The organism is Geofilum sp. OHC36d9 (assembly GCF_052400685.1).
Lineage (GTDB): Bacteria > Bacteroidota > Bacteroidia > Bacteroidales > Marinilabiliaceae > CAZHHH01.
Map to the genome: position 1 here is coordinate 214,635 of NZ_JBQTGJ010000003.1, position 23,909 is coordinate 238,543.

18 protein-coding genes are annotated in these 23,909 nt (G+C 39.3%); 12 read left to right on the top strand and 6 right to left on the bottom strand.

Going from position 1 to position 23,909, the window contains the following annotated elements; all coding sequences use genetic code 11:
* Nucleotides 1-256: 256 nt before the first annotated feature.
* The 7 genes from ACT3CD_RS05790 to ACT3CD_RS05820 all read left to right on the top strand — a co-directional run bounded on the left by ACT3CD_RS05790 (nt 257) and on the right by ACT3CD_RS05820 (nt 5,462).
* Nucleotides 257-1,300, top strand: coding sequence for a DHH family phosphoesterase (locus ACT3CD_RS05790; protein ID WP_444643803.1), 1,044 nt, complete (start codon nt 257-259; stop codon nt 1,298-1,300).
* Complete coding sequence (locus tag ACT3CD_RS05795; RefSeq protein WP_444643805.1) at nt 1,297-1,842, top strand: FKBP-type peptidyl-prolyl cis-trans isomerase; 546 nt, start codon at nt 1,297-1,299, stop codon at nt 1,840-1,842. The genes ACT3CD_RS05790 and ACT3CD_RS05795 overlap by 4 nt, the downstream gene beginning before the upstream one ends.
* Before the next feature lie 102 nt (nt 1,843-1,944).
* Nucleotides 1,945-2,466: an FKBP-type peptidyl-prolyl cis-trans isomerase gene (locus ACT3CD_RS05800; protein WP_444643807.1), complete on the top strand. Its 522-nt coding sequence runs from the start codon at nt 1,945-1,947 to the stop codon at nt 2,464-2,466.
* Nucleotides 2,467-2,476: 10 nt separating this feature from the next.
* Complete coding sequence (locus ACT3CD_RS05805) at nt 2,477-3,037, top strand: hypothetical protein (RefSeq protein ID WP_444643809.1); 561 nt, start codon at nt 2,477-2,479, stop codon at nt 3,035-3,037.
* 404 nt (nt 3,038-3,441) lie between these two features.
* Nucleotides 3,442-4,347, top strand: coding sequence for an aspartate carbamoyltransferase (pyrB, locus tag ACT3CD_RS05810; RefSeq protein WP_444643811.1), 906 nt, complete (start codon nt 3,442-3,444; stop codon nt 4,345-4,347).
* Nucleotides 4,348-4,384: 37 nt separating this feature from the next.
* Entirely contained in the window at nt 4,385-4,843 is a 459-nt protein-coding gene (gene pyrI / locus ACT3CD_RS05815) for an aspartate carbamoyltransferase regulatory subunit (protein WP_444643813.1), read from the top strand.
* A gap of 28 nt (nt 4,844-4,871) precedes the next feature.
* A complete protein-coding gene (locus ACT3CD_RS05820) occupies nt 4,872-5,462 on the top strand; it encodes a flavin reductase family protein (RefSeq protein ID WP_444643815.1) in 591 nt (196 codons plus the stop codon).
* A 150-nt stretch (nt 5,463-5,612) separates the two neighbouring features.
* Here the strand turns inward: ACT3CD_RS05820 and ACT3CD_RS05825 are convergent, their stop codons facing one another.
* On the bottom strand, nt 5,613-8,870 hold the full coding sequence (locus ACT3CD_RS05825) for a UvrD-helicase domain-containing protein (protein ID WP_444643817.1): 3,258 nt from the start codon (nt 8,868-8,870) through the stop codon (nt 5,613-5,615).
* Nucleotides 8,871-9,181: 311 nt separating this feature from the next.
* On the opposite strand from ACT3CD_RS05825, the gene ACT3CD_RS05830 reads away from it, so the two are divergent.
* The 3 genes from ACT3CD_RS05830 (at nt 9,182) to ACT3CD_RS05840 (ending at nt 12,598) form a co-directional block, all read left to right on the top strand.
* A complete protein-coding gene (locus tag ACT3CD_RS05830) occupies nt 9,182-10,387 on the top strand; it encodes a cofactor-independent phosphoglycerate mutase (protein WP_444643819.1) in 1,206 nt (401 codons plus the stop codon).
* A gap of 100 nt (nt 10,388-10,487) precedes the next feature.
* On the top strand, nt 10,488-11,792 hold the full coding sequence (gene thrC, locus ACT3CD_RS05835; protein ID WP_444643821.1) for a threonine synthase: 1,305 nt from the start codon (nt 10,488-10,490) through the stop codon (nt 11,790-11,792).
* Between the two features lie 158 nt (nt 11,793-11,950).
* Nucleotides 11,951-12,598 carry a tetratricopeptide repeat protein gene (locus ACT3CD_RS05840; protein WP_444643822.1) on the top strand — a complete coding sequence of 216 codons (648 nt, stop codon included), beginning with the start codon at nt 11,951-11,953 and terminating at the stop codon, nt 12,596-12,598.
* A gap of 224 nt (nt 12,599-12,822) precedes the next feature.
* Here the strand turns inward: ACT3CD_RS05840 and ACT3CD_RS05845 are convergent, their stop codons facing one another.
* Nucleotides 12,823-15,363 carry an ATP-dependent Clp protease ATP-binding subunit gene (locus ACT3CD_RS05845; protein WP_444643824.1) on the bottom strand — a complete coding sequence of 847 codons (2,541 nt, stop codon included), beginning with the start codon at nt 15,361-15,363 and terminating at the stop codon, nt 12,823-12,825.
* A gap of 309 nt (nt 15,364-15,672) precedes the next feature.
* On the opposite strand from ACT3CD_RS05845, the gene gyrA reads away from it, so the two are divergent.
* Complete coding sequence (gene gyrA / locus ACT3CD_RS05850; RefSeq protein ID WP_444643826.1) at nt 15,673-18,213, top strand: DNA gyrase subunit A; 2,541 nt, start codon at nt 15,673-15,675, stop codon at nt 18,211-18,213.
* Between the two features lie 78 nt (nt 18,214-18,291).
* Complete coding sequence (locus ACT3CD_RS05855; RefSeq protein ID WP_444643828.1) at nt 18,292-19,455, top strand: tetratricopeptide repeat protein; 1,164 nt, start codon at nt 18,292-18,294, stop codon at nt 19,453-19,455.
* A gap of 435 nt (nt 19,456-19,890) precedes the next feature.
* On the opposite strand, the gene ACT3CD_RS05860 is transcribed toward ACT3CD_RS05855, so the two are convergent.
* The 4 genes from ACT3CD_RS05860 to ACT3CD_RS05875 all read right to left on the bottom strand — a co-directional run bounded on the left by ACT3CD_RS05860 (nt 19,891) and on the right by ACT3CD_RS05875 (nt 23,841).
* A complete protein-coding gene (locus ACT3CD_RS05860; RefSeq protein WP_444643830.1) occupies nt 19,891-21,180 on the bottom strand; it encodes a serine hydrolase domain-containing protein in 1,290 nt (429 codons plus the stop codon).
* 247 nt (nt 21,181-21,427) lie between these two features.
* Nucleotides 21,428-22,021 (bottom strand): thioredoxin family protein, encoded by a 594-nt coding sequence (locus tag ACT3CD_RS05865; protein ID WP_444643832.1) that lies wholly within the window; start codon nt 22,019-22,021, stop codon nt 21,428-21,430.
* A 35-nt stretch (nt 22,022-22,056) separates the two neighbouring features.
* A complete protein-coding gene (locus tag ACT3CD_RS05870; protein ID WP_444643834.1) occupies nt 22,057-22,551 on the bottom strand; it encodes a thioredoxin domain-containing protein in 495 nt (164 codons plus the stop codon).
* 45 nt (nt 22,552-22,596) lie between these two features.
* Nucleotides 22,597-23,841, bottom strand: a complete 1,245-nt coding sequence (locus tag ACT3CD_RS05875) for an Lnb N-terminal periplasmic domain-containing protein (RefSeq protein WP_444643835.1) — start codon at nt 23,839-23,841, stop codon at nt 22,597-22,599.
* Nucleotides 23,842-23,909: the final 68 nt, after the last annotated feature.

Sequence of the window (23,909 nt, forward strand, 5' to 3'; positions counted from 1 at the left end):
TAAGTTTATCAATTGTATAGTTTTATATGCAGTAGTTTAACCGAATCTCAAGTGACAAACAAGAAAACTTCACTTTTAAGCCTTGCCAGACTTGAAAAATGAGAAGTTACTGATACAAATGACCATTTTGAAGGTGAGCGTAACAACAAAATGGCGTTTTCTTGCTGACACGATGCACCAAAATAGCGTTTTTTTTTTGATTGTCATAAATGGCCTTCAATTTTACTTATATTTGTTGTTTCAAGAATAAACAGACATGATGTTGGATAAGCAAACTATTTCATCTTTTTTTAATCAAATATCAGCCCTCGATAATATTGTTGTAATTCCTCATAAAGATCCCGACGGTGATGCCATCGGTTCGTCTTTGGCCTGGTTGCAGGTGCTGTCGGACCAAGGGCTTAGGGTAACGGTTGTTTGTCCCAATGAATTGTCGTCTAATTTAAAGTGGATGCCTGGCGCAAACGAAATTGTTGTTTATAAGCAGCAACAAAAACAGGCTGCTGATATTCTTTCGAACGCCAATTATATAATATTGCTCGATTTCAATGCGCTAACAAGAATAGGGGAGATGAAGTCGTTGGTAGAAAAATCATCGGGTAAAAGAATTATGTTTGATCATCATCCTTTTCCGGATGCCGGCGTTGCTGATGTTATGGTGTCAGAGCCTTCGGTTTCATCGACTTGCGAATTGAGTTTTTCGGTGATGGAGACGCTTGGCTGGGCCGTGTCTCGTGAAGCGGCAACTTGTCTCTACTCAGGTATTATGACCGATACCGGACTACTGAATCATAATTCATCGCGTCCGGAAATATATCACATGGTAGCCCGTTTGGTTGAAAAAGAAATAGACAAGGAATTTATTCACAAGAAACTGTTTTATAGTAATTCTTTAAACAGGACTCGTCTTTTTGGGCACGCTTTATGTAATAAACTGGAAATATTGCCGTCTCAACGGGTGGCTTTAATCGCATTATCACGTGAAGAGTTGGATCGTTTCAATTACACCATAGGCGATACCGAAGGTCTCGTCAATCAGCCATTATCGATTGAAGGCATTGACGTGGCTGCCCTTTTTATAGAAAAAGAGAGTGGATTTGTGAAGGTTTCTTTTCGTTCACGAGGCAATTTGCCTGTTAATAGTTATTCGGGCAAATACTTTGGTGGTGGCGGACACAAAAATGCTGCCGGTGGTGAGTTTAATAATGCACCTTTAAGTGAAGCCGTAAATTTGTTTAAAAAAACGGTAGAGTCTTTTTTGTTTAATACAAGCAAAACCAATGAGGAGGCTTCGGTATGAATAAATGGAATTCGTTTTTGATTAAGGTGCTTATTATTGCTTTTTTTAGCGGTTTTACCAGTTGTTCAAATTCGCAAAGCAAAAGAGGTAACAAAAAACACGCCCCTTTGACTCTTGACGAGACCATTGAGATGAACCGAAGAATGGTTGACAATGAGCAAAATGAAATAGCGCGCTATGTAAAAGAGAACAACCTTAACCTGAAGGCTTCTGAAACCGGATTGTGGTATCATATTGATGAAGCAGGAAGTGGCAGCCTTATTCAAGCAGGAAAAGTCGTTACTTTGGCGTATAAAGTCAGTCTTTTGGATGGGACAATTTGCTATAGCTCTGACAGCACTGGTTATAAGACTTTTTTGGTAGGACAGGGTGGGGTGGAATCGGGTTTGGAAGAAGGTGTTTTGTTGCTGAAAAAAGGAAGCCACGCAACTTTTATCATGCCTCCGCATCTTGCGCATGGACTGATAGGTGATAGTGAGAAAATTCCGGCACGAGCTATTCTTCATTATGAAGTGACTGTAATTGATGTTAAAAATAAATAGTCGGCAGTGATTCGTCATTGTTAATGACCATGACTACCATGGTATGATGAATCGTTTAATTTAAATGTTATTGTAAAAAGAGTAACCAAAAAAACGTGATAGATGAATAAATATTTGATGATCGGCGCTTTGCTTTCTATAACAATGTTTTGGGCTTGCGATAAAGATGAAGACAGTGAGCCTGAAGAAGTATACACCGGTATCTCTTTGCAAGATTTTATTGATACAAATTATCCGGGTCTTCAACCTGTCGATGAGAGCGGTGTTTATGTGGTAGTGACCAAAGAAGGAACCGGAGATATACCGCAGCAAGGTGAAACATTGTATTGTTATTATAAAGGTAAACTGCTTGATGGCACACCCTTTGATACGACACATCAAAGACCTGCTGATGAATATTTACCACAGATAGGCAGTAAATCATTAATGGTTTTTGAATATAACGACACATTAACAAGTTATATTTCAGGGTGGTATAAAGGTTTTGGAAACATTAAAAAAGGGAGTGAAGCCATCTTTATTTTACCAGCCGAACAAGCCTACGGCGATGAAGGAACTGCCTCAGGCTCTATTTTACCGGGGGCACCAATTATGTTTGAGGTTGAGTTGATTAATATTAGATAAAATTGCGTTTATGTTTAAGTATAAAAATAGAATGAAAGTATCGATTTTCCGTTTGCCGTTTTTGTTATTGTCCATTCTCGCAATTTCTGTAGCCTGCGAAGATAATAGTTATAATTCCATTAATTATGAAGAGATGGAGGCCGAAGAGCTTGCTATTCTTGGCGAATTCTATGATAATTCGGACGCTTGGGATAGTCTTCTGACGATTTCTACTGATACCATCGATAAACGGTCTTCTTCTGGTCTGATGTATTTGGAGCGGGTTAAGGGAACTGGCGATTCTGTATTGGTTGGAAAGCAAGTGGGCGTTCGTTTTTCGTCGTATGTGCTCGATCGGGATTCATTGGGTAAGCCAGCTCTTTTTCTATATGAATCGAATACAAATTCACCTGCGCCTCATACATTTGTGGTTGGCTCAGGTGATGCTTATTATACTGGTCTGGAAGAGGGTGTGAGTTACATGAAGAATTTTGGTAAAAGTACTTTAATTCTGCCTTCTACCATTAGTACAGGCCGCAGCTATTTAACAATGGTTGTTGATGTGGAAGTGGTGTTTGTTGAACTGGATTGAGTTTTATTTCAATCAAAATTTTGAAGCATATTCGCAGTTGTGAAAAAAATAACGGGCTTTTGTTCCGCTTTATTTAATGATTTGGTTAATTTTGTTTTTTGATATGTACAAATACAAAACAGCCAGATTTTGGTCTTCTTTATATTTTGGAAGACATTTTTACGGGGAAATGACTCCCTTTATAGTCTATTCCCTTTTTGTTCAGATATTCAGAAATGGTTTTAATAATTTTACCCGGTCGGTTCGATTGGGTATTTTTTTGCTTTTTTTTATACGCTTTGTTTTCGTTAAAATATGAAACGAGCCATGAGTAAGATTTAGCTTCGCTGATCTTTGATTCTCACAAAGGATAATGATTATTCCGGCGAGTTCCATATGGCAACTGAGAAACAAATTATAAACACATGAAAAATAGAAGTCTAGTCTCAATTACAGATTATTCGAAGGAAGAAATTCTTCGGATTTTAGATTTAGCGGCCGATTTTGAGGCCAATCCCAATCAGCCGCTCATGCGCGATAAAGTGGTGGCAACCCTGTTTTTTGAACCATCCACACGCACCCGATTAAGTTTCGAAACGGCTATTAATCGTTTGGGGGCACGCATCATTGGTTTTTCCGATTCATCGTCATCGTCTACCACGAAGGGTGAAACACTTAAGGATACCATAAAAATGGTGAGTAATTATGCCGATTTAATTGTCATGCGGCATCCTTTGGAAGGAAGTGCCCGTTACGCCTCAGAACAATCGCTTGTTCCCATTATCAATGCCGGCGATGGGGCAAATCAGCATCCCTCGCAGACACTTCTCGATCTCTATTCCATAAAAAAGACACAGGGAAAGCTCGATAATTTGAATATTTTTATGGTGGGCGACTTAAAATATGGTCGCACCGTTCATTCGTTATTAATGGCTTTATCACATTTTAACCCAGTCTTTCATTTTGTCTCTCCTGTAGAATTGGCAATACCTCAGGAATACAAAATATTTCTGAATGAAAGGGACATCCCGTTCTTTGAAAGTACAACCATGGATGAACTCGATCAGGCTGATATATTGTATATGACGCGGGTTCAAAAAGAACGGTTTTCCGACCCCATGGAATATGAAAGGGTGAAAAATGCATTTGTGCTTAAAAATAAGATGCTTAAAAATACGCGCGATAACCTTAAAGTATTACACCCTCTGCCGCGTGTCAACGAAATTGATGTGAAGGTGGATAGCAATCCCAAAGCATATTATTTTCAGCAGGCAAAAAATGGGGTATATACCCGTATGGCAATCATTGCTGCTATTATGGGATTGAAATAATTTGACACAGATTTTACTAGCATTTAAGAATTGAAAAATGGGAAAGCAAAAACAATTACAGGTTAGTGCCATCCAAAATGGAACCGTTATTGATCATATTCCGGCACCATCACTGTTTTACGTTATCTCCATTTTGGGACTTGATCACATTACAAACCAAATTACTTTTGGCGCTAATTTCGACAGCCATAAACTGGGTAAAAAGGCGATTATTAAGGTCTCAGATAAGTTTTTTGAAGATGATGAGATTAATAAAATTGCACTTGTGGCGCCTCATGCCAAGTTAAATATTATCCGCGATTATGAAGTCGTTGAAAAAAGAGACGTAACAATTCCTGACGAGGTGGTGGGTATTGTTCGCTGTTTCAATCCCAAGTGTATTACCAATACAGAAGCAATTGTTACGCGTTTTACTGTGCAGGACAAGACAAATTTGGCTCTGAAATGCCATTATTGCGAAAAAATAACCACCAGTAAGGAACTGAAAATGATTTGATACTGTTTTTTATTTGGATCACCTTTCTATGGCTAAAATTGATTGGAAACCGGGTAACATGATTTACCCATTGCCAGCCGTGATGGTCTCGGTTGGTACTTCTGTGGATGAGTACAATATTATTACGGTGTCGTGGACAGGAACGACCTGCTCCAATCCGCCCATGTGTTATATCTCGGTGCGACCCGAACGTCATTCATATGAGCTTCTGAAAAAGGCCGGTGAATTTGTGCTTAATCTGACAACGCACGACCTGGCTTTCGCCACCGATTGGTGCGGCGTACGTTCGGGACGTGATTACAATAAGTTCGGGGAAATGAAACTGACCCCCGCACCTGCATCGGTGGTTAATGCGCCGATTATTGCTGAATCACCGGTTAATATTGAGTGTCGTATTTCTCAAATTATCCCTTTGGGGTCGCATGATATGTTTTTGGCTGAAGTGTTGAATGTAAAGGTCGAAGATGAATATCTGGATTCAAAAACTAATGCCTTCGCACTTGATCGTGCCAATTTAATTTGCTACTCCCATGGTCGGTATTTCGACATAGGAAAACCCATTGGCAAATTTGGCTTTTCGGTACAAAAAAAGAAGTCTAAAAAGAAAAAACGGGGTTGAGAATTGAAAATTCTTACAAAATATAACAAGCCTTACAAATCGGCCGGTTTGTTGCACTATAGCCATGATCTGGCTGGGTGTAGTTTATCCAAAATGCACGGTGACTGCTTATTGATATTATTCAGGGCTTCGTTGGCTGATTTATCCGGTTCAAAATAAGGAGCCCTGTGTATTCACTTCCACAATTTCGTTTTTTTCCATATACCAGATAAAACCGTTTACTTTTTTGGATTCTATTTTTTGAATCAACTGCATGTATTGTAAAACCTGATTGTGATGCTTTGGTGATCGCTGGTGCCCAAATTTGTAATCAATAACAATCACTTCATTATTGTTAAGCATTACACGGTCAGGGCGTTTAACTTCTTTCGATAATATAGTTGCTTCATTTTTAACCTGGTAGGTATTATCAAACCAATGTGCAGCTTTGGGATGATGAATGCGCTCAAAGATTCCTTTTTTTAGTTCTGGTATTTCATTACCGGAGATTTTCCCCTGTAATCGTAGTTGTAATAGAGCCGGATCAATATCTTTCTCAGTCTTAATCAGTTCAAAAAGCTGGTGCATAATTTTACCATAGTTCAGCTGTTGGTGCTGGGTGCTGTCTTCAAATGAACGGTAGCTTTCCAAATGATTTGTGATTCGGGTCCCTGCAGGAATACGTTTCATGGGGGGCGGGGTTGTTTGTGTCAGAGCCCGCAAATGGGTTTCTTCTTTGGTTGCTTTAAATTGAATAACACCTGAAACTTTAAAAGTCATTTGTGTGGCATCCCAGCCTTGCGGATATTGCTCTAAAACCGTCGGCTGTGTTACAACGAAATGTAACAAATGCGCAATGGTATCAATTTTTTTGTAGTCTTCGTTTTTTAGATGCGCAATGATCGATAAGCTTTGACAGGCTCTTGTGAATGCGACATAGGTTACATTTAAATTGTCGACGTATTGAAGCAGGGTTTCACGGAAGTAGTCATCGGCAAAATGAGAGCGGGTCATGGCCGACACCCCTTTTACCGGTACCATTGCAACGGCATTGAAGGGGGCTTGAGCAGGCTTTAACCACAATAAATCCGTATGACTCAAATGGTTCATGGTCCAGCTGGCAAAAGGAATAACAACGGCCTCAAATTCAAGTCCTTTTGATTTATGGATGGTCATAACACGAATGGCCTCCTGGTTGTCGGGAACGGTTAGTGATATTTTGGCGCCTTTTTGATCCCAATAATTCAAAAATTGGTTTAGATCGGAGGTCTCCTGATTAATATAACTAAGCGCCAAACTCATAAAACCTTGTAAATAAACCGAGTGTTGCTCATATAAACCGGCAGGTAATAATAAGCTAATGTTTTCAATCAATTCATATAAAGGTTTCTGTTGGTGGCTGAATAGCTTTTGTTTATAAAGATCCCAGGTGGTTTCAATGTCTGAATTGTTAAAGGCATTGCTGGCATCCAACGGTGTATTGATCGACGACTGGTATTTTAAAATATGCAGTCGTACAAATGATTCTAATACCGCATCATCGGGACGAAGAATCAGTTTTAGCTGAGCAACGATTAGTTTTATGGCTTCCGAATTGGATATTACCAGTGATTCGTTGCTGATAACGGGGAAATGTTCGTTGTTTTCGCTGTAATCGCCCGACAATAACGCATTGGTTATTAAAACGGCTTCTCTGTTATTGCGTACAAGTACGGCAATGTCTGACAACCGAAAGCCTTGTTGTACCAATTCGGAGATACGCTGAATGGCTTTGGGCAATGCGGCCTCAAAGAAGTCTTCCTTATTTTCACCTTCTAAAAATTTAATCTCTATTTCACCACCGTTGAGGGTTGCTTTTTCGGCAGCTTTCTGAAATACATCACTATAGGCGTTGGTAATTTTGTTTTGTAACTTTTTGACGGTTAATGAAGGTTCCGTATCACCTGGTATGAGACCATTAAATTGCGTTTGCATGGCCTCTGCCGATAGTTTAAAAAACAAATTGTTAAAACGAATCACTTCTTTGGCACTTCTCCAGTTGGTGTCAAGGGTTTTAATATCTATTCCGTAACGGTTAAAATCGCTCTCCACGTCTTCGGCCAATAAATTCCAGTCGGAGTTACGCCATCGGTAAATGGCTTGTTTAACATCACCTACCATCAGCGAATAGCTGCCTGTTGCCAACGAATCATTAACCAGAGGAATGAAATTTAAATATTGAAGGGTCGATGTATCCTGAAATTCATCCATCATATAATTGGAATACCGCGTTCCTGTCTTTTCGTATATAAACGGAGTCTCATTATTGTCGATAATGCGTGTGAGCAGATAATTGGTGCCCGAAATAAGGAAAACATTCTGGGCCCTGCACAATTCCATCATCTTTTCATTTACATCGTTGATCATACCCAAAGCATTAAGGTTGGGAAGGATGAGTAAGGCCGTGTTATAATCTTTTTCTTTGGCGTTGAGTAAGTCAATAGCCGATTGGGCTAAATCATGCAATCCTCCGCTATAAGCTGCCTCAATGGCTCTTCGGATTTCGTCGGGTGCTGTTTTTGTGATTATATTATCAATATTTTCAACAATTTTCAGGTAGCGGTCGCGTTTCATATGATCCTTAAGTTCTGTCATTTTTTTAAAAACCATGACAGGCGACCGTCCTTTATTTTTAAAATCAGTTTCAATATTTAATCCATAATCCGCAATAATTTTTAAAGCTTTTTGTCCTATATTGATAAATTGTTTGTCAATGTTTTGTATGATTTCTTCCAGTGCCTTTTTATAGACGCTGAGATAATTACGGTCGTTAATCTGTTGGGAGATGGTGCCAGCATTGGCCTGAAAGTTTTCTTTAATAATTTCTTGCCCTATATTTTTAATTTCGCCGGCAATATTCCAGGTTTTGTTGTCTTCAATACGTTCGCGGGCAAATTGAATAAGCCATTTCCTTAGCTCTTTATGCTGTGGTAGATCCATCTCTTGTATCAGTTGATCAATCGCCTGTTGCATAATTTGTTCGGCCTCCAGCTCCAGTCGAAAACCAATGGGTAAGCCCATTTCCCTGGCAAAGGAACGTGTTACCTTCTGAAAAAAACTATCGATGGTGCTGATGCTAAATCGCGAGTAATCGTGCAGTAATAAACGCAGTAATGAGCCGGCTGTCGATCTTATACTTTTATCTGATAAATTAAACTCTTTTTTTAAGTCGCTCAAATAATCCGGATTTTTTGTTTTTGCATCCGATAAGGCATATAGCGTGCGTAAAATTCTGGAGCGCATTTCGGCCGTGGCTTTGTTTGTGAACGTTACGGCCAGTGTATGTCGATAATTAGCCGGATCTTTAAACAATAGCCGGATGTATTCGCCAGTCAGAGTGAAAGTTTTACCAGAACCCGCCGAGGCCCGAAATATTTTTAATTGCGACATTGCAGTTGTTTTATCTGAATATTGCCTTAAAATTACATTTTTTTGAGGCGATTATAAACCAATATAAAATGTTATTGTTCTTTTCAACAGTGCGAGCTTTCTATGTTCTGATAAAATGTTAATTTTGTAAGGTCTTTTCTTATGATTTTGTGATAATAAATCGGAATTAGATTAAATCTGTTTGAATTTGAGTAAACCAGCTACGAAATGATGAGGGATATCGGTATTGAAATTGTTCGTATAAAAACAGATGTCAATTACCAAAGGTTCCGTATTAACCCGAATAAACGGGAACTGAAAAATAGATGTAAATGAAATATATTGTTGTTTTAGCTGATGGTATGGCCGATGAGCCCATCGAAGCGTTTGGTGGATTAACGCCTGTTATGGCGGCAAATACGCCTGTTATGGATGATATTTGCAGGCTATCGGCCACGGGTTTGGTACACACCGTACCGCAAGGATTTCATCCCGGAAGTGAAATTGCCAATATGAATATTCTTGGCTATTCACCAGCCAAATATTTTGATGGTCGCGGCGTGCTTGAGGCAGCCGCTATGGGTATTGATGCGGATCCTGATGATTTGGTTTTCCGCTGTAACCTTGTTTCATTGGAAGACGGTATTTTAGTTAATCACTCAGCCGGACATATTTCATCTCAGGAGGCAGCCGAGCTGATTGATGCTCTGAATGAGTCGTTGGGAAACGATAATATCCGTTTTTATGCAGGGACCAGCTACCGACATATTTTGATTATTAAAGGTGGTAATAAACAGCTAAAATGTACGCCACCTCACGATCATCCAGGTAAACCGGCTAAACCGTTGATGCCTGTGGCCCTTGTGCCTGAGGCTGAAGAAACCGCTCGCTTGGTTAATGATTTGATGATGGCATCTTTGAAAGTATTGGCCCAACATCCGGTTAATGTTAAACGTCGAGCCGAAGGGCTTAAAGCGGCTGATTCAATATGGCCATGGTCGCCAGGCTTTAAATCTCAGTTTCCGCCTTTTAAGAAGCGTTTTGGCATTCCTTCTGGTGCCGTTATATCGGCTGTTGATCTGATTTTTGGTATCGGCCAGCAAGCTGGACTTGAATTAATTCACGTGAAGGGGGCAACAGGGCTTCACGATACCAATTATGAGGGTAAGGCTGCTGCTGCTTTGGATGCTTTATCCCGTCATTCTTTTGTATTTCTGCACGTCGAAGCCATGGACGAAGCCGGACACGAAGGGGATTACAATCTTAAAAAACGAGTGATCGAAGATTTTGACCGCCGCTTGCTCAACCCGCTTTGGAAAGGATTGAATGAGATGGGCGAACCTTTTTCGTTATTATTGCTCCCCGATCATCCAACGCCTTGTATATTACGCACGCATACCATGTCGCCGGTGCCGTTTATGATGCTGAAACCCGGAATGCCGGCCGATGGGGTAGAACGGTTAAATGAAGAATCGGTTAAACAGGGGGCGTTAAAAGAAATTAATGGAGATGGTTTACTTGATCTGTTTTTTAAATAGCCTGAGACAGATGAAACGAGCCTTAGGAATTGCTTTACACACAGGAGTAAGATTAATTCCGATAAGTTCCATGTGACCTTAAAAATAAAATTATAAATACATGAAATACGTAAGTTTGGGTACACCTGATCAGTCTTTTTCACTTAAAGATGCGCTCTTTAAAGGACTGGCACCCGACGGGACTTTATTTATGCCTGAAAATATTCCGGCTTTATCTTCCGATTTTATTTCCAATTTTCATACTTTATCACTCCCACAAATTGCTTTTGAAGTTTTAAAGCCATATGTGACTGCTGAGGTCCCCGATGATGTGTTGAAACGCATTGTTGAAGAAACTTTTTCCTTCGAAATCCCATTGGTTAAAGTTGAAAATGGAATGTTTGCGTTGGAGTTATATCATGGTCCTACACAAGCATTTAAGGATGTTGGAGCGCGTTTTTTATCCCGATTGCTGGGGTATTTTAATCAGGGTGAGTCGCGCAAATTAATGGTGTTAACCGCCACATCAGGCGATACCGGTGGGGCAGTAGCCAATGGCTTTCATCGCGTGAAAGGCATCGAAGTGGTTGTGCTTTATCCTGATGGTAAGGTGAGTCCTTATCAGGAATACCAGATTACCAGTCCGGGTGATAATATTCATGCCTATGCCGTTAAAGGTAGTTTTGATGACTGTCAGCGCCTGGTTAAAGAGGCTTTTAAAGATAATGAGCTGCGTGAAAAAGTGTATATGACATCGGCTAACTCCATCAATATAGGCCGTTTGTTGCCACAGATGATTTATTATTTCCAGAGTGTTGCGTTATTAAGACGTCAGGGTTTCACTGAAGCGCCGGTAGTAACAGTCCCCAGCGGGAATTTTGGTAATATTACGGCCGCTATGCTGGCGCACAAAATGGGATTGCCGGTTAAACGTTTTATCGCAGCTACCAATGCCAATGATGTGGTTCCCAGATTTATGGCGTCGGGCGCATACGATCCGCATTTAACCATTGCAACCATTGCAAATGCCATGGATGTGGGCGATCCAAGTAATTTTCCTCGTATGTTCCGTATTTATAACAATAATCTGGAATTATTGAAAAAACAGCTGGTTTCGCAATCTGTAACCGATGAAGAAATCAGAACGACAATTAAGTCGGTTTATAAATCGCGTCATTACCTGATGGACCCGCATACGGCTTCCGGCTATCTGGCTCTTAAAAACGAAATTAAAAATGACGAGACCGGCGTTTTTGTTTCAACAGCTCATCCTTTTAAATTTGGCGATGTGATTGATCCGTTAATTGATGGTGGTTTAAATGGTGCAGGATATACCATCGAATTTGAGCTGCCAGTAAGGGATGCGTCGGCTGTGATGAATGCCGGGTATCGGGAATTACGATCTAAAATTGAACGACTGGCATAATACTTGTTAATACATTTTAAGATTGAGCATACTGAACTTAGGCTTTTTTCAAAAAAATGCTATTTTTGCAAGTCAAATGTTAACAGTCTTTGTGTACTGTTGTTTAATTTATGAAAATCAATTAATTAGTATTGTAAAAAACATAAAATAAGTTTGTTATGAAGTATTTTGTTATTGTAGGGATGTTGATGTTTTCGTTGGTTAGTTTTGCTCAGGACGAAACAGCATATATCGAGTTGAAAAATCAGGGAAATGAGGCGCTGAAAGGTAAAAATTATGCCAAAGCCTTTGAATTGTATGAGTCGTCATTTAAACAGTGGCCGGAAGGAGAAGAAATGGATGCTGCAATGGTGTTTAATATGGCAACTTGTGCACGCCGTGCAAAAATGAATGAGCAAGCTTTGGAATATTATAAAAAATCGGTTGAATTAAATTATAAACCCGATTTCGCAACTTTTTATATTGCTTCCGCTTATGAAGACATGGGAAATGAAGAGGAGATGGAAGTTGTCCTTTTAAAGGCTATTGAGGATTATAAAACAAGTGGTGTAGTTGGACATATGAAAAAGAAACTAACCACTTTTTATTTGAAAAAAGGTGCCGAATCGTATAACGAGGCAAACCAAATTTTGGCAACGGCTGCTAACGCCCAGCCTGAACAGTATGCCGAAATAACAGCCAAAGCAAATGAAGCTTTTGCTGCGGCTAAACCCTGGTTCGAAAAAGTACTGGCCATTGATGCTTCAAATCAGAATGCAGAAGCTTCTTTATCAGAAATTCATAAACGGCTAAATGCTGAAAATTAGTACACAAGTACTTTAATAAATTACAAAAAGAAAGGCCACCCGAATTTTCGGGTGGCCTTTCTTTTTGTAATTATGTCTGAATCAGTAAAAAAGCTCAAGCGCCTGAAAAATGAAATAAATATGCAAACTCAAAGCCTTTGTTAATCCAACAAAATGAGTTTACATGGCAAATAGCCATTATTGTAAGCGTAATGCAGACAAAATTATAACTTAACAAACAGACTTTAATTACTCGACTCTTTGCTTTGGGTCTTTGCAATCGATTTCTTTTTGGAATTTGAAACTATACGAGTAATAATCTTTTCACTCTTCTTATCAAAATCCACTTCGATTGCATCACCTTCACTCACCGAAGCCTGAATGATAACTTCCGCCATTTCATCTTCAAGATATTTTTGAATGGCTCGTTTCAAAGGACGGGCGCCGTATTGTACGTCGTAGCCTTTGGAAGCTATAAAATTTTTCGCTTCATCACTAAGAACAAATTGATAGCCTAGTGCATTTATACGTTCATACAATCCTGTCAATTCTATATCTATAATTTTGTGAATATCATTCTCACTTAGACTATTGAAAATAATAACATCATCAATCCGGTTAAGGAATTCAGGGGCAAATGCTTTTTTCAGCGCTTTTTCAATAATTCCTCTGGAATGACTGCCCTCGTTATTATTACTTGCATGACTAAAACCAACTCCCCGTCCAAAATCTTTCAATTCGCGAGAACCGATATTTGACGTCATAATGATAATGGTATTTTTAAAATCTACTTTGCGCCCCAAACTGTCGGTTAGCCGACCTTCGTCCATCACCTGTAACATTAGATTAAAGACATCGGGATGAGCTTTCTCTATTTCGTCGAGCAATACCACAGAGTAGGGGCGACGCCGAACCTTTTCGGTTAATTGTCCGCCTTCTTCATAACCGATATATCCGGGAGGTGCTCCAACCAGACGAGAGACGCTGAATTTTTCCATATATTCGCTCATGTCTATCCGAATCAGAGCATCGGTGGTGTCAAACAAATATTTGGCTAATATTTTTGCCAGATGAGTCTTTCCAACACCTGTAGGACCCAGAAAAACAAAAGAGCCAATGGGACGGTTGGGGTCTTTTAACCCCGCACGGTTACGCTGTATGGCTTTTACAATTTTCTGAATGGCTTCTTCCTGACCAATAATTTTGCCTTTTAGTTGTTCACCCATCTGAAGCAACTTAAAGCCTTCGGCTTGTGCAACACGCTGTACCGGTATGCCAGTCATCATGGCAACCACTTCAGCCACTTTTTCTGCGTCAACAGTTTCACGGTTTTGCTGTAGTTCTTCTTCCCATTTGGCTTTTGACTGATCCAGTTCTTCAATCAAATGCTTTTCTTTGTCCCTGAAGCTGGCTGCCAATTCAAAATTCTGAGCTTTTACGGCTTTAATTTTATTCTCTTTGGTCGCTTCAATCGTTTGTTCCAGTTCCACAATTTTTTCGGGCACCACAATGTTTGAGATGTGTACTCTTGACCCAGCTTCGTCTAAAGCATCAATCGCTTTGTCAGGTAAGTGGCGGTCAGAAATATACCGCTCGGTTAGCTTAACACACGCATCAATAGCTTCGGGTGTATAATACACATTGTGATGATCTTCATATTTACTTTTGATATTATTCAAAATTTCCACTGTTTCGTCAACAGTTGTGGGTTCAATCATCACTTTTTGGAAACGACGTTCCAATGCGCCATCCTTCTCAATGTGCTGGCGGTATTCGTCGAGAGTAGTTGCACCAATACACTGTATTTCGCCTCGAGCCAGCGCCGGCTTAAGCATATTAGCTGCATCCAATGAACCGGTAGCACCACCTGCACCCACAATTGTGTGAATTTCATCTATAAAAAGAATGATATTGGTGTTTTTCGAAAGTTCATTCAAAATGGCTTTGATACGTTCTTCAAACTGTCCGCGATATTTAGTCCCGGCAACAATAGAAGCCAAATCCAGTGTAACCACCCGTTTGCTAAAAAGAACTCGCGATACTTTGCGCTCAATAATACGTAAGGCCAACCCTTCGGCGATAGCCGATTTGCCCACACCTGGTTCTCCAATTAAAACAGGATTGTTTTTTTTGCGGCGACTAAGAATCTGTGCCAGGCGTTCTATTTCACGTTCACGCCCTACAATAGGATCCAAACGTCCTTCTTCAGCTGCTTTGGTAATGTCAATACCAAAATTGTCAAGCACTGGGGTGTCGCTGGATGTTTTTCCGGATTGCGACGCCTTATTGCCTTCAGAACTGCCACCAAAAGGGCTGTCCATATCATCATCTTCAGGCATTTGAGCTCTTGCCGTTGGTGTTTTACGGGTGAGTAAATGCTTCAAAGAATCGTATTTAACATTAAATGTATCCATAATTTCTGCAATTGATCCATTTGTATCGCGCATTAAAGCCAGTAGCAAATGAACGGTCGTAACCTTGTCTGACTTAAAAGCACGTGCTTCTAAATGAACCAGTTTTAAAACCTGCTCAGACGATCTCAGTAGCGGAACCTGCGTGGTGTCAGTCACGACACCGGTGCCTCTGACTTTGTCTTCCAGCGTTTCTTTTAACTGGTCTATGTCCACCTTAAGCTTTTCCAGTAAACTGAGGGCTTTCCCTTCTTTTTGCAGGAGCAACCCAAGCATTAGGTGTTCCGGCGCTATAAACTGATTACCTAACCGAATGGCTTCTGCCTTGCTGTAAGCTAAAACATCGCGGACTCGTGACGAAAAATTTAAATCCATATAATTGCGTCTTCGTTTTCAAAAATTGATGTCATAAAAATATTATAAAAAAGGAGAATTCCTTATCATTTAACGCTGTTTAACAGCTTTTGTTAACCCTAATGTTACATTAATTTCAATTTTTGCAACTTTGAGACTGATACAAAATTAGTATAATTTGAAGAATTTTCCCAGAGTCGTCAATTGTTAATAAAAACAAGTATCATAGATTTTATTCTTACGCTAGAAATGATTAATTTAGGGCTGCCAAATTTAAAGGTCTGTATTGGGCCTTTTTTTGTGTTCCAGACTCATCTAAAGGGTATTTAAATGGTTGAAGGAGATAGAATAATTAAAATTAACATTGAAGAGGAAATGAAATCTGCCTACATCGATTATTCGATGTCGGTGATTGTTTCCCGGGCACTGCCCGATGTTCGCGACGGTTTGAAACCTGTTCATCGTCGTGTATTGTTCGGAATGAATGAATTAGGCGTTACTTCCGGCAAGCCGTATAAAAAATCAGCCCGTATTGTAGGGGAGGTGTTGGGTAAATTTCACCCGCATGGAGACACTTCCGTTTATTATGCGATGGTTCGAATGGCTCAGCCTTGGTCAATGCGGTATCAATTAGTCGACGGTCAAGGTAACTTTGGCTCAGTTGACGGTGATAGCCCTGCTGCTATGCGTTACACCGAAGCGCGCCTGAATCGATTAGCCGAAGAAGCTTTAATTGATATCGAAAAGGATACGGTTGATTTTCAACTGAATTTTGATGATTCGTTGAAAGAACCAACCGTATTACCAACGCGTATTCCGCTTTTACTGGTCAATGGCGCGTCGGGTATTGCGGTCGGTATGGCAACTAATATGCCACCTCATAATTTGTCCGATTCGGTAGATGCTATTATTGCTTATATTGATAATCCGGAGATAGATATCGAATCTTTGATCGGTATTATTAAAGCTCCTGATTTCCCCACAGGAGGAACTATTTATGGCTATCAGGGCGTTAAAGACGCTTACCTCACAGGTCGGGGCCGAATTGTTATTAGGGCTAAAAGTGATGTTGAAACAGATAAAAATGGCCGGGAGAAAATTGTTATTAACGAAATACCGTATCAGGTTAACAAAGCGGAATTAATTATCAAAATTGCCGACTTGGTTAATGAAAAGAAAATTGACGGGATTTCAAACGTTAACGATGAATCAGACCGGGATGGAATGCGCATTGTGATTGACTTGAAAAAAGAAGCCATCGCTAATGTCGTACTCAACCATTTATATAAGTATACGGCTCTGCAATCGTCTTTTGGGGTAAATAGTATTGCTCTGGTGAAAGGTCGTCCTGAATTGCTTAATCTAAAAGCTATTATAAGCAATTTTGTGGAACATCGTCACGACGTTGTCATACGTCGTACGCAATTTGAATTGCAACAGGCCGAAAAACGCGCCCATATTCTTGAAGGGTTAATAATTGCCAGTGATAATATTGACGAAGTCATCAAAATTATCAGAGCAGCCAATACGCCTGATGAAGCGCGTGAAAAATTGATTCAACGATTCGAACTGACCGATATTCAATCCCGAGCTATTGTTGAAATGCGCTTGCGCCAATTAACTGGTCTGGAGCAGGGTAAACTTCGCGAAGAATATGATAATTTAATGCAAGTTATTGCTCACTTAAAAGAGATCCTGGCAAATATTGACTTGCGTATGGATATCATAAAGAAAGAGCTGCTTGAAATAAAAACTAAATATAACGATAACCGAAGAACCGATATCGTTTATTCTTCCGAAGAATTTAATCCCGAAGATTTTTATGCCGATGAGGAAATGATTATTACCGTGTCGCATTTGGGATATATTAAACGCACGCCGCTGGCTGAATTTAGAACCCAAAACAGAGGTGGAGTTGGTTCTAAAGGTGCTGGTATGCGCGATGAAGATTTTATTGAGCATATTTATCCGGCGTCAATGCACCATACTTTGCTTTTCTTCACCAAAAATGGTCGTTGTTTCTGGCTTAAGGTATATGAAATTCCGGAAGGTAATAAGAGTACTAAAGGACGTGCTATTCAGAATCTTCTTAACATCGATTCCGATGATACCGTGAAGGCTTTTATCCGTATCAAACGTTTAGGCGAAGATGTGGAATTTGCTAATTCACATTACATTATAATGGGCACCAAAAAAGGCGTAATTAAAAAGTCGCTCTTGGCCGATTACTCACGTCCACGTCAAAATGGGGTAAATGCCATTACAATTAAAGACGGTGATGAATTAATTGAAGCCCGTTTGACCAACGGAAAAAACGAAATACTATTGGCCACTAAATCAGGCAGGGCAATTCGTTTTAACGAAAGTACCGTTCGTTGTATTGGTCGTACTGGCCAGGGTGTTAGAGGTATAACTCTTACCGCGGAGCACGATGAAGTCGTTGGCATGGTTTGTGTTAAATCCATGGATGAAGATATTTTAGTTGTTTCCGAAAAAGGATTTGGTAAACGTTCTAAAATTGAAGATTACAGGGTTACGAACCGTGGTGGTAAAGGTGTTAAAACCATGAAAATCACCGATAAAACCGGCAACCTGATATCAATTAAAAATGTGACTGACGATAATGATCTGATGATAATTAACAAGTCAGGCATTACAATAAGGTTGGCAGTTATTGACGTTAGAACAACAGGAAGAGCAACACAAGGCGTGCGTTTTATTAATCTGGAGAAAAAACATGATGAAATTGCTTCTGTAACAAAAGTCATGGCGCAACGTTTAGAAGATGAACTTATGGCAGTTGAAAATGAAGAATTGCCGGAAGAGGGTGACGTTACGTCGAAAGCAGATGATGAAAATGATTCAGAGTAATTTTTTGAATAAATACTAGTATCAAGTTAGATTAAATTACAGATTATCAACTCAAGAAAACAACAAAAAAAGATGACAATGAAAAGGTTAGTATTATTATTTGTTTCATTTCTTGCCATTTCTGCTGTTTACGCACAGCGTGGAAAGGTGGCTGCGGCATCGGCCTTTCTTGATAATGGCGATTTAGCAATGGCTAAAGAGAAAATTAATGAGGCGCTTGAACATCCTAAATCAAAAGATTGGGCTAAGACCTATATTGTGGCAGCCCGATTAGCTACAGAGGAGTACAAAGCCGATAAATCGAAATCAGATTTGATTTTAAGCGCCGTATCTAATTATTTTAAAGCCGCTGAACGCGACCAACTTGGTGATGAAAAAGGTAAAGGTGCGGGTCGTTTTGAAAAAGAAATTAAGGTCGCTTTGACTTTTTTTATGCCTGAATTGCAAAATGCTGGTATTGAAGCTTTTAATGCGGAGGATTATCCGTTGGCTTTAAATCTTTTTGAAAGCGTAATTAAATTAAATAAACTGCCTTTATATGAAGAAGATAAATTGCCTGCCGACTCTGTATTTATTTATTATTCAGGCTTAGCAGCCAGTAGAAGTGAAAAATATGATATTGCAGAAAAATATCTATCTGAAGCTTTAGATTTAGGATATGAGGGTGGTGATGCGGTTCTTCTATTGAATGAAATTTATACCGCCACAAAGGATACGGTTAAAATGGGCGAGAACCTGAAACGTGGTTTTGAAAAATATCCGCAAGATGACCGTATTTTAACCATGCTGATTAATTTCTATTTGCAAACAGAGCAAAATGCTGAAGCGCTTGAGTACTTGAATAAGGCTATTAGTACAGATCCTGAAAATGCTAGTTATTATAATGCCAGAGGCGTGCTTTACGATATGAGTAAAGATTATGAAAAGGCGTTGTTGGATTACGGAAAGGCGTTGGAACTCAAGGACGATTTCTTTGAACCTTTGTTGAATATTGGTGTGATCTATTACAATCAGGGGGCTGAAGAAATGAATGCAGCTAATGATATTCAGGATAATAAAAAATATGAAGCTGCGAAGAAAGCTGCTAATGAAACGTTTCGTAAATCGTTACCATATATGGAGCGTGCTCACAAAGTGAAACCCGAGGATACTATGGTTATGGAAACGCTGAAGAACTTGTATTACCGGTTTGACATGATGGATCAATACAATGAAATGGATAGTAAGTTGAAAGCTTTGTAAGATATTAGTTTTATCAGAGGAGGCCGGTGTGAAATCCGGCTTTCTTTATACATATCCTATTTATCATAATATCAATTATAAGACAAGAGGAGTGGATTTTAAAAAGATAATTAACGACCATGTTAGGTATTTAAATCGCATTAGTTTCAGGCGTCTACTTATTTCGCATCGTCAAATATTGACAAAACGACATACGAACAAAAAAAAATCCTGGCTGCGAGCTCATTCTTTGTTAACTTACAAATAAATAGACCACCTTCAGTCTGTTCCAGCCAAACGCCGAAATTTAGCCAACTAAATAAAGGCTCACACTTAAAATGAAATTGATGTAATTAGAAATTCATAGCGAAACTATCGAGAAAAAATTGGCTAATGAATTGACATTATACCTAAATAATTATAAGCACACCTAGATATCTGAATGCAGTCTAATCGTTAAGAATGTTCTTGAAATAGATCTGTATTCATCCAATGATCAGTTTTTCCAATAGCTCGTTTCATCATGTGTCTGATTTCTGATGATAAAGCAGGTCCTTTCCATGTGCTCGTATTAAATAATACGACGTATGAAATACCGTTGTCCTGTCGCACCATAATAGCCGAAGTTCCGGCCAATGTACCTGTTCTATACCAACTGTCAGACGTAATAGCCCGCCATCCCAATGGTTGATTACCTGGATTTGATGGTGTTGCCATTTTTTGGATTGATTCAGGTGTAAGAATATCAGCCGGGAACGACTCCCCATCAATCGAAAGCATTAGTTTCAATAAATCGGTAGAAGACGCAACCCAACCACCCGCTGCACCTAGCGTATGAATATCGTTGCCACCATACGAACCTGGTACTTTTTCACCAAAACCCAAATAATCATCTACAAGCACATGATCGGCAGGTTCATAATATTTTGATTCCAAGGGCAAACGCTCATCCGGGAAACTACCTCCCAGTTGCATGTCATATATACCGAGAGGATATAAAACCTGCGTTTTGATATACGATTCATAGTCCTGCCCTGTCACTTCTTCAATTACCTTTCCCAGAACAACATAGCCTAAATTGGAATAATAAGCCATCGTGCCGGGTTTAAAATGAAGTCGCTTACTCAACATAAATTCGATAATATCTTCATCTTTTAGGGGTAGTTCTTTGCCGGTTTGACGAGCAATACTGTATGGCATAAACATTGGATCTCCCCATCGCGTTGTCCAGCCGCCAGAATGGTTTAAAAGATGTAATACTTCAATGTCTTCCACCCCTTTGTCTTTGTAATGATCAAATGGTGAACGACTTAAAATACCCTTCGGACCAAAAACTTTATCATCTAATTTCAGCTTCCCGTCTTCTACGAGCTTCATGATGCCCGTAGCGGTAATAAGTTTGGAGATACTGGCCACCCTAAACAAATTATAGGGTTCAGCGGGAGTTTTATTTTCTTTGTCGATCCATCCATAGCCCTTTGCAAACACGAGTTTCCCGTCCCTGGCAATGGCAACTGATGCACCAGCTATATCCCATCTATTGATGAAATATTTGACCTGTTTATCAATGTTCTGATAAACAGAATCAGACGAAAGCCGCCCTGAAATATGAGCCGAAGTGGTTACAGGCAACGAAGGTATAAAATCAGTACCAAAGGTATTGATTGACGGACCAGTAAGATAATCCAAGAAAACGCCACCAACTAAACCACAAACAACTAAAGATGTTTTATATTTAAATGACATAAAATGACCCCAATTACTTTATATAAACCTCTAATAACCACCTCATTCTCTTCAAGTATCTCGCTTCTGTCGTGGTTAATCCTTGATTCACAAGATTTAATTATTGCAAAAGTAACTTAATTGAAGCAAGCGCACAAAAAAAAACGCACGATTATGGCTTCGTACGCTTTTAAATCTGCCGGAAAACTAATATTATGGCATCCTTGAAATTCCTTAACGGATGAAAAATCGTGTTTTATTGCTGACACTATTTAAATTTTATGCTACACCCGACCGATTTTGTGAGAGTCACTTTGGGAGCTTTACCCTGTAAAACAGCTTCAATGGCATCTGCAAGATAGGTTTCCTTGACTTCTTTGGCATTTTGCGGATAATCATCAATGGCGCCTATATAAGACACGACAAACTGCTTTTTATCTTTTTTCAGCAAAAACACGTGCGGAGTTCTTGTGGCGCCATATTTCCGGAACAATTGTTGGTCGTCCAAAAGATAAGGAAACGTGAACCCTTTTTTCTTTGCATTTTTTATCATATTTGAATAGCTATCCTCTTGGACAATTGTCGAATCGTTTGAGTTAATTGCTACAACAGGCACTTTTTGGGATTGGTAGCGCGCATGAATCTCCTGAATACGTGATTCATACATTTTGGCATATGGACAATGATTACAGGTAAAAATTACCACTACACCTTTTTGATTGTTGTAATCCGATAATTGAACCCAGGTTCCATCAATGTTCTTCAGTTTAAAATCAGGAGCCACATCACCCACTTTTAGCTGTGCTGTTACAGGGATGAGCATAAGCCCAAGTAAAGCAACTAGTGCAATTTTCTTTTTCATAATGTTATCGTTTTAAATTGATTTTTAATATTGGTTTATTTCAAAGTCTTTTCCATCAATGATATAATACCTGGATAATCCAGTTGTCCTTCAAAAAATGTTCTTTTTGATTGCTGGTAAACCAATAGAGTTGCTGGGATAGCCCCGCTCCATGACGAATCAATTTGGTTGATCCAGTCACCGCCCCGGGGTGTAATAAGATGCACAACCGTATGTGAGATTTTGTTTGCCTTGATAAAAGGAATAATACGTTTTTCTTTTTGCCCCTGGAAATCAAGGCTGGCTAAAATTACTTTTACAGGTCGATGATTAAATTGAGTTGGTATTTTGTTGAATTCCGGGATTTCTGCTACACACGGCGTGCACCAAGTAGCCCAAAAATTGACAACATAAAGGGTATCTGATTGGTTATTTATTTGTTGAAGAAGCTGTGATACTTCCAGCGTCTTAACCTCCACTCTTTCAGCTTGGGCAAAAGACAAAGAAAAGACAACACAAATTAAGAGACTGGATACGACTATTCTTTTCATCGGCATCTACTTTAGTTTGTGAAACAGTTGATGCCGTAATTTGGTTCAATGCGCAGCTGTTTTCTGATAATAAAACCATTGTGCCACTAACCGAATTGCCATTAACAACCATACCGGGATTAACAGCAGCGATAGATGTTGTGGCAGAACCATAATCAGGCACAGCATAATTAGATTGAAACCCGCCAGTAGTAATAGCAAATAATGAAATCGATTTTGTTTTTTTAAGAGAGCGATGATTGCCATAAAATAGAGCGGATTGGCCCACAATAGATGCCAGTTGGGGCCTGTAACTGAATGAAGTGTGAAAAACCAAAGAAAAAAAATCAGACAACCAATAATGCCAGTAATTAAAAACAGCATTACATTTATCCATTTAATAAACCGGTTGTTTTTGTATTCCCACCACGTCAAATAGCTCAACAGGAACAATAGTCCCCAAAAAACAAATGCTGGCGAAATGTTTTTATTGGCTTTCTGTGCCTGATAATTTAGCAGTTGATCAGTGCTTTCGACCAGCAAGGTCCCATCGGCTTTTGTGGCTTTAGCAAATTGATTGTGCAAATAATCGGGCAAAAATTGTATACTTAAAGGTGATAAAACGTCGTCGGTAGGCTGCCCTAAAATAATATTTAGTCCAAGCTGAGTCCATTGGCGGGTACTTAGATAATTATTAATGGCATCCCGATAAGTCATATTTATTTGCGAGTCGGTTAATACCGGGAAATAAATATCGCCATTCAGGTTGTTAACTACTACATCACGAATCCTTGTGGCACAGTTGTCATAAAAAAAATGATACAAATATTCACGGTTCTGTGGTTGGGAATTAACCATTAATGCATAAATAATATTTTCAGTCTCTTCCGGCGTGAGATTTAGTTTTTGCTCGACAACCGAACGACGATGGTAACGGTATTCTCTGATAAAAGCCCTGTAACTGGAAACAGATAATAGATAATTCAATTCGCCACGCATAAATTTAAGATAGAAATTTGGCGTATTAAAATCGAAGGTGCCGTAATTAAATACAAAATCTTTTTGCTGGGTGGTATCTTTTATTCTGATCGCGGTGTGTCCAAATAAACTATATAGCTCTTCGCCGGGCGCACAGGTTAAAATCGAAATTGAAGAATGCGACGAAAATTGTCCTTCAATTTTCTGAAAACTATTTAACAATATTAAGAGTGTGAGAAGTAGGTATTTAAGTTGAACCGCACGGTTGATGGGTAATGATAAAAATGAGTTTTCAGCACAATTTGATCTATGATTGCTATGGTCCAGATTCATTTTCTAAAATTTTGAACGAATATAGCCAATTTTGAACGATGAAGATGCCTGATTGGTTATTTCAGTTT

Excerpts from the sequence above, each read along its gene's own strand:
- ACT3CD_RS05855 (WP_444643828.1), top strand. The coding sequence starts at position 18,292 with ATGAAAAGGTTAGTATTATTATTTGTTTCATTTCTTGCCATTTCTGCT.
- ACT3CD_RS05825 (WP_444643817.1), bottom strand. The coding sequence starts at position 8,870 with ATGTCGCAATTAAAAATATTTCGGGCCTCGGCGGGTTCTGGTAAAACT.
- thrC (WP_444643821.1), top strand. The coding sequence starts at position 10,488 with ATGAAATACGTAAGTTTGGGTACACCTGATCAGTCTTTTTCACTTAAA.
- ACT3CD_RS05865 (WP_444643832.1), bottom strand. The coding sequence starts at position 22,021 with ATGAAAAAGAAAATTGCACTAGTTGCTTTACTTGGGCTTATGCTCATC.
- pyrI (WP_444643813.1), top strand. The coding sequence starts at position 4,385 with ATGGGAAAGCAAAAACAATTACAGGTTAGTGCCATCCAAAATGGAACC.
- ACT3CD_RS05800 (WP_444643807.1), top strand. The coding sequence starts at position 1,945 with ATGAATAAATATTTGATGATCGGCGCTTTGCTTTCTATAACAATGTTT.
- ACT3CD_RS05795 (WP_444643805.1), top strand. The coding sequence starts at position 1,297 with ATGAATAAATGGAATTCGTTTTTGATTAAGGTGCTTATTATTGCTTTT.
- ACT3CD_RS05870 (WP_444643834.1), bottom strand. The coding sequence starts at position 22,551 with ATGAAAAGAATAGTCGTATCCAGTCTCTTAATTTGTGTTGTCTTTTCT.
- ACT3CD_RS05875 (WP_444643835.1), bottom strand. The coding sequence starts at position 23,841 with ATGAATCTGGACCATAGCAATCATAGATCAAATTGTGCTGAAAACTCA.
- ACT3CD_RS05830 (WP_444643819.1), top strand. The coding sequence starts at position 9,182 with ATGAAATATATTGTTGTTTTAGCTGATGGTATGGCCGATGAGCCCATC.
- ACT3CD_RS05845 (WP_444643824.1), bottom strand. The coding sequence starts at position 15,363 with ATGGATTTAAATTTTTCGTCACGAGTCCGCGATGTTTTAGCTTACAGC.
- ACT3CD_RS05820 (WP_444643815.1), top strand. The coding sequence starts at position 4,872 with ATGGCTAAAATTGATTGGAAACCGGGTAACATGATTTACCCATTGCCA.
- pyrB (WP_444643811.1), top strand. The coding sequence starts at position 3,442 with ATGAAAAATAGAAGTCTAGTCTCAATTACAGATTATTCGAAGGAAGAA.
- gyrA (WP_444643826.1), top strand. The coding sequence starts at position 15,673 with ATGGTTGAAGGAGATAGAATAATTAAAATTAACATTGAAGAGGAAATG.
- ACT3CD_RS05860 (WP_444643830.1), bottom strand. The coding sequence starts at position 21,180 with ATGTCATTTAAATATAAAACATCTTTAGTTGTTTGTGGTTTAGTTGGT.
- ACT3CD_RS05840 (WP_444643822.1), top strand. The coding sequence starts at position 11,951 with ATGAAGTATTTTGTTATTGTAGGGATGTTGATGTTTTCGTTGGTTAGT.
- ACT3CD_RS05805 (WP_444643809.1), top strand. The coding sequence starts at position 2,477 with ATGTTTAAGTATAAAAATAGAATGAAAGTATCGATTTTCCGTTTGCCG.
- ACT3CD_RS05790 (WP_444643803.1), top strand. The coding sequence starts at position 257 with ATGATGTTGGATAAGCAAACTATTTCATCTTTTTTTAATCAAATATCA.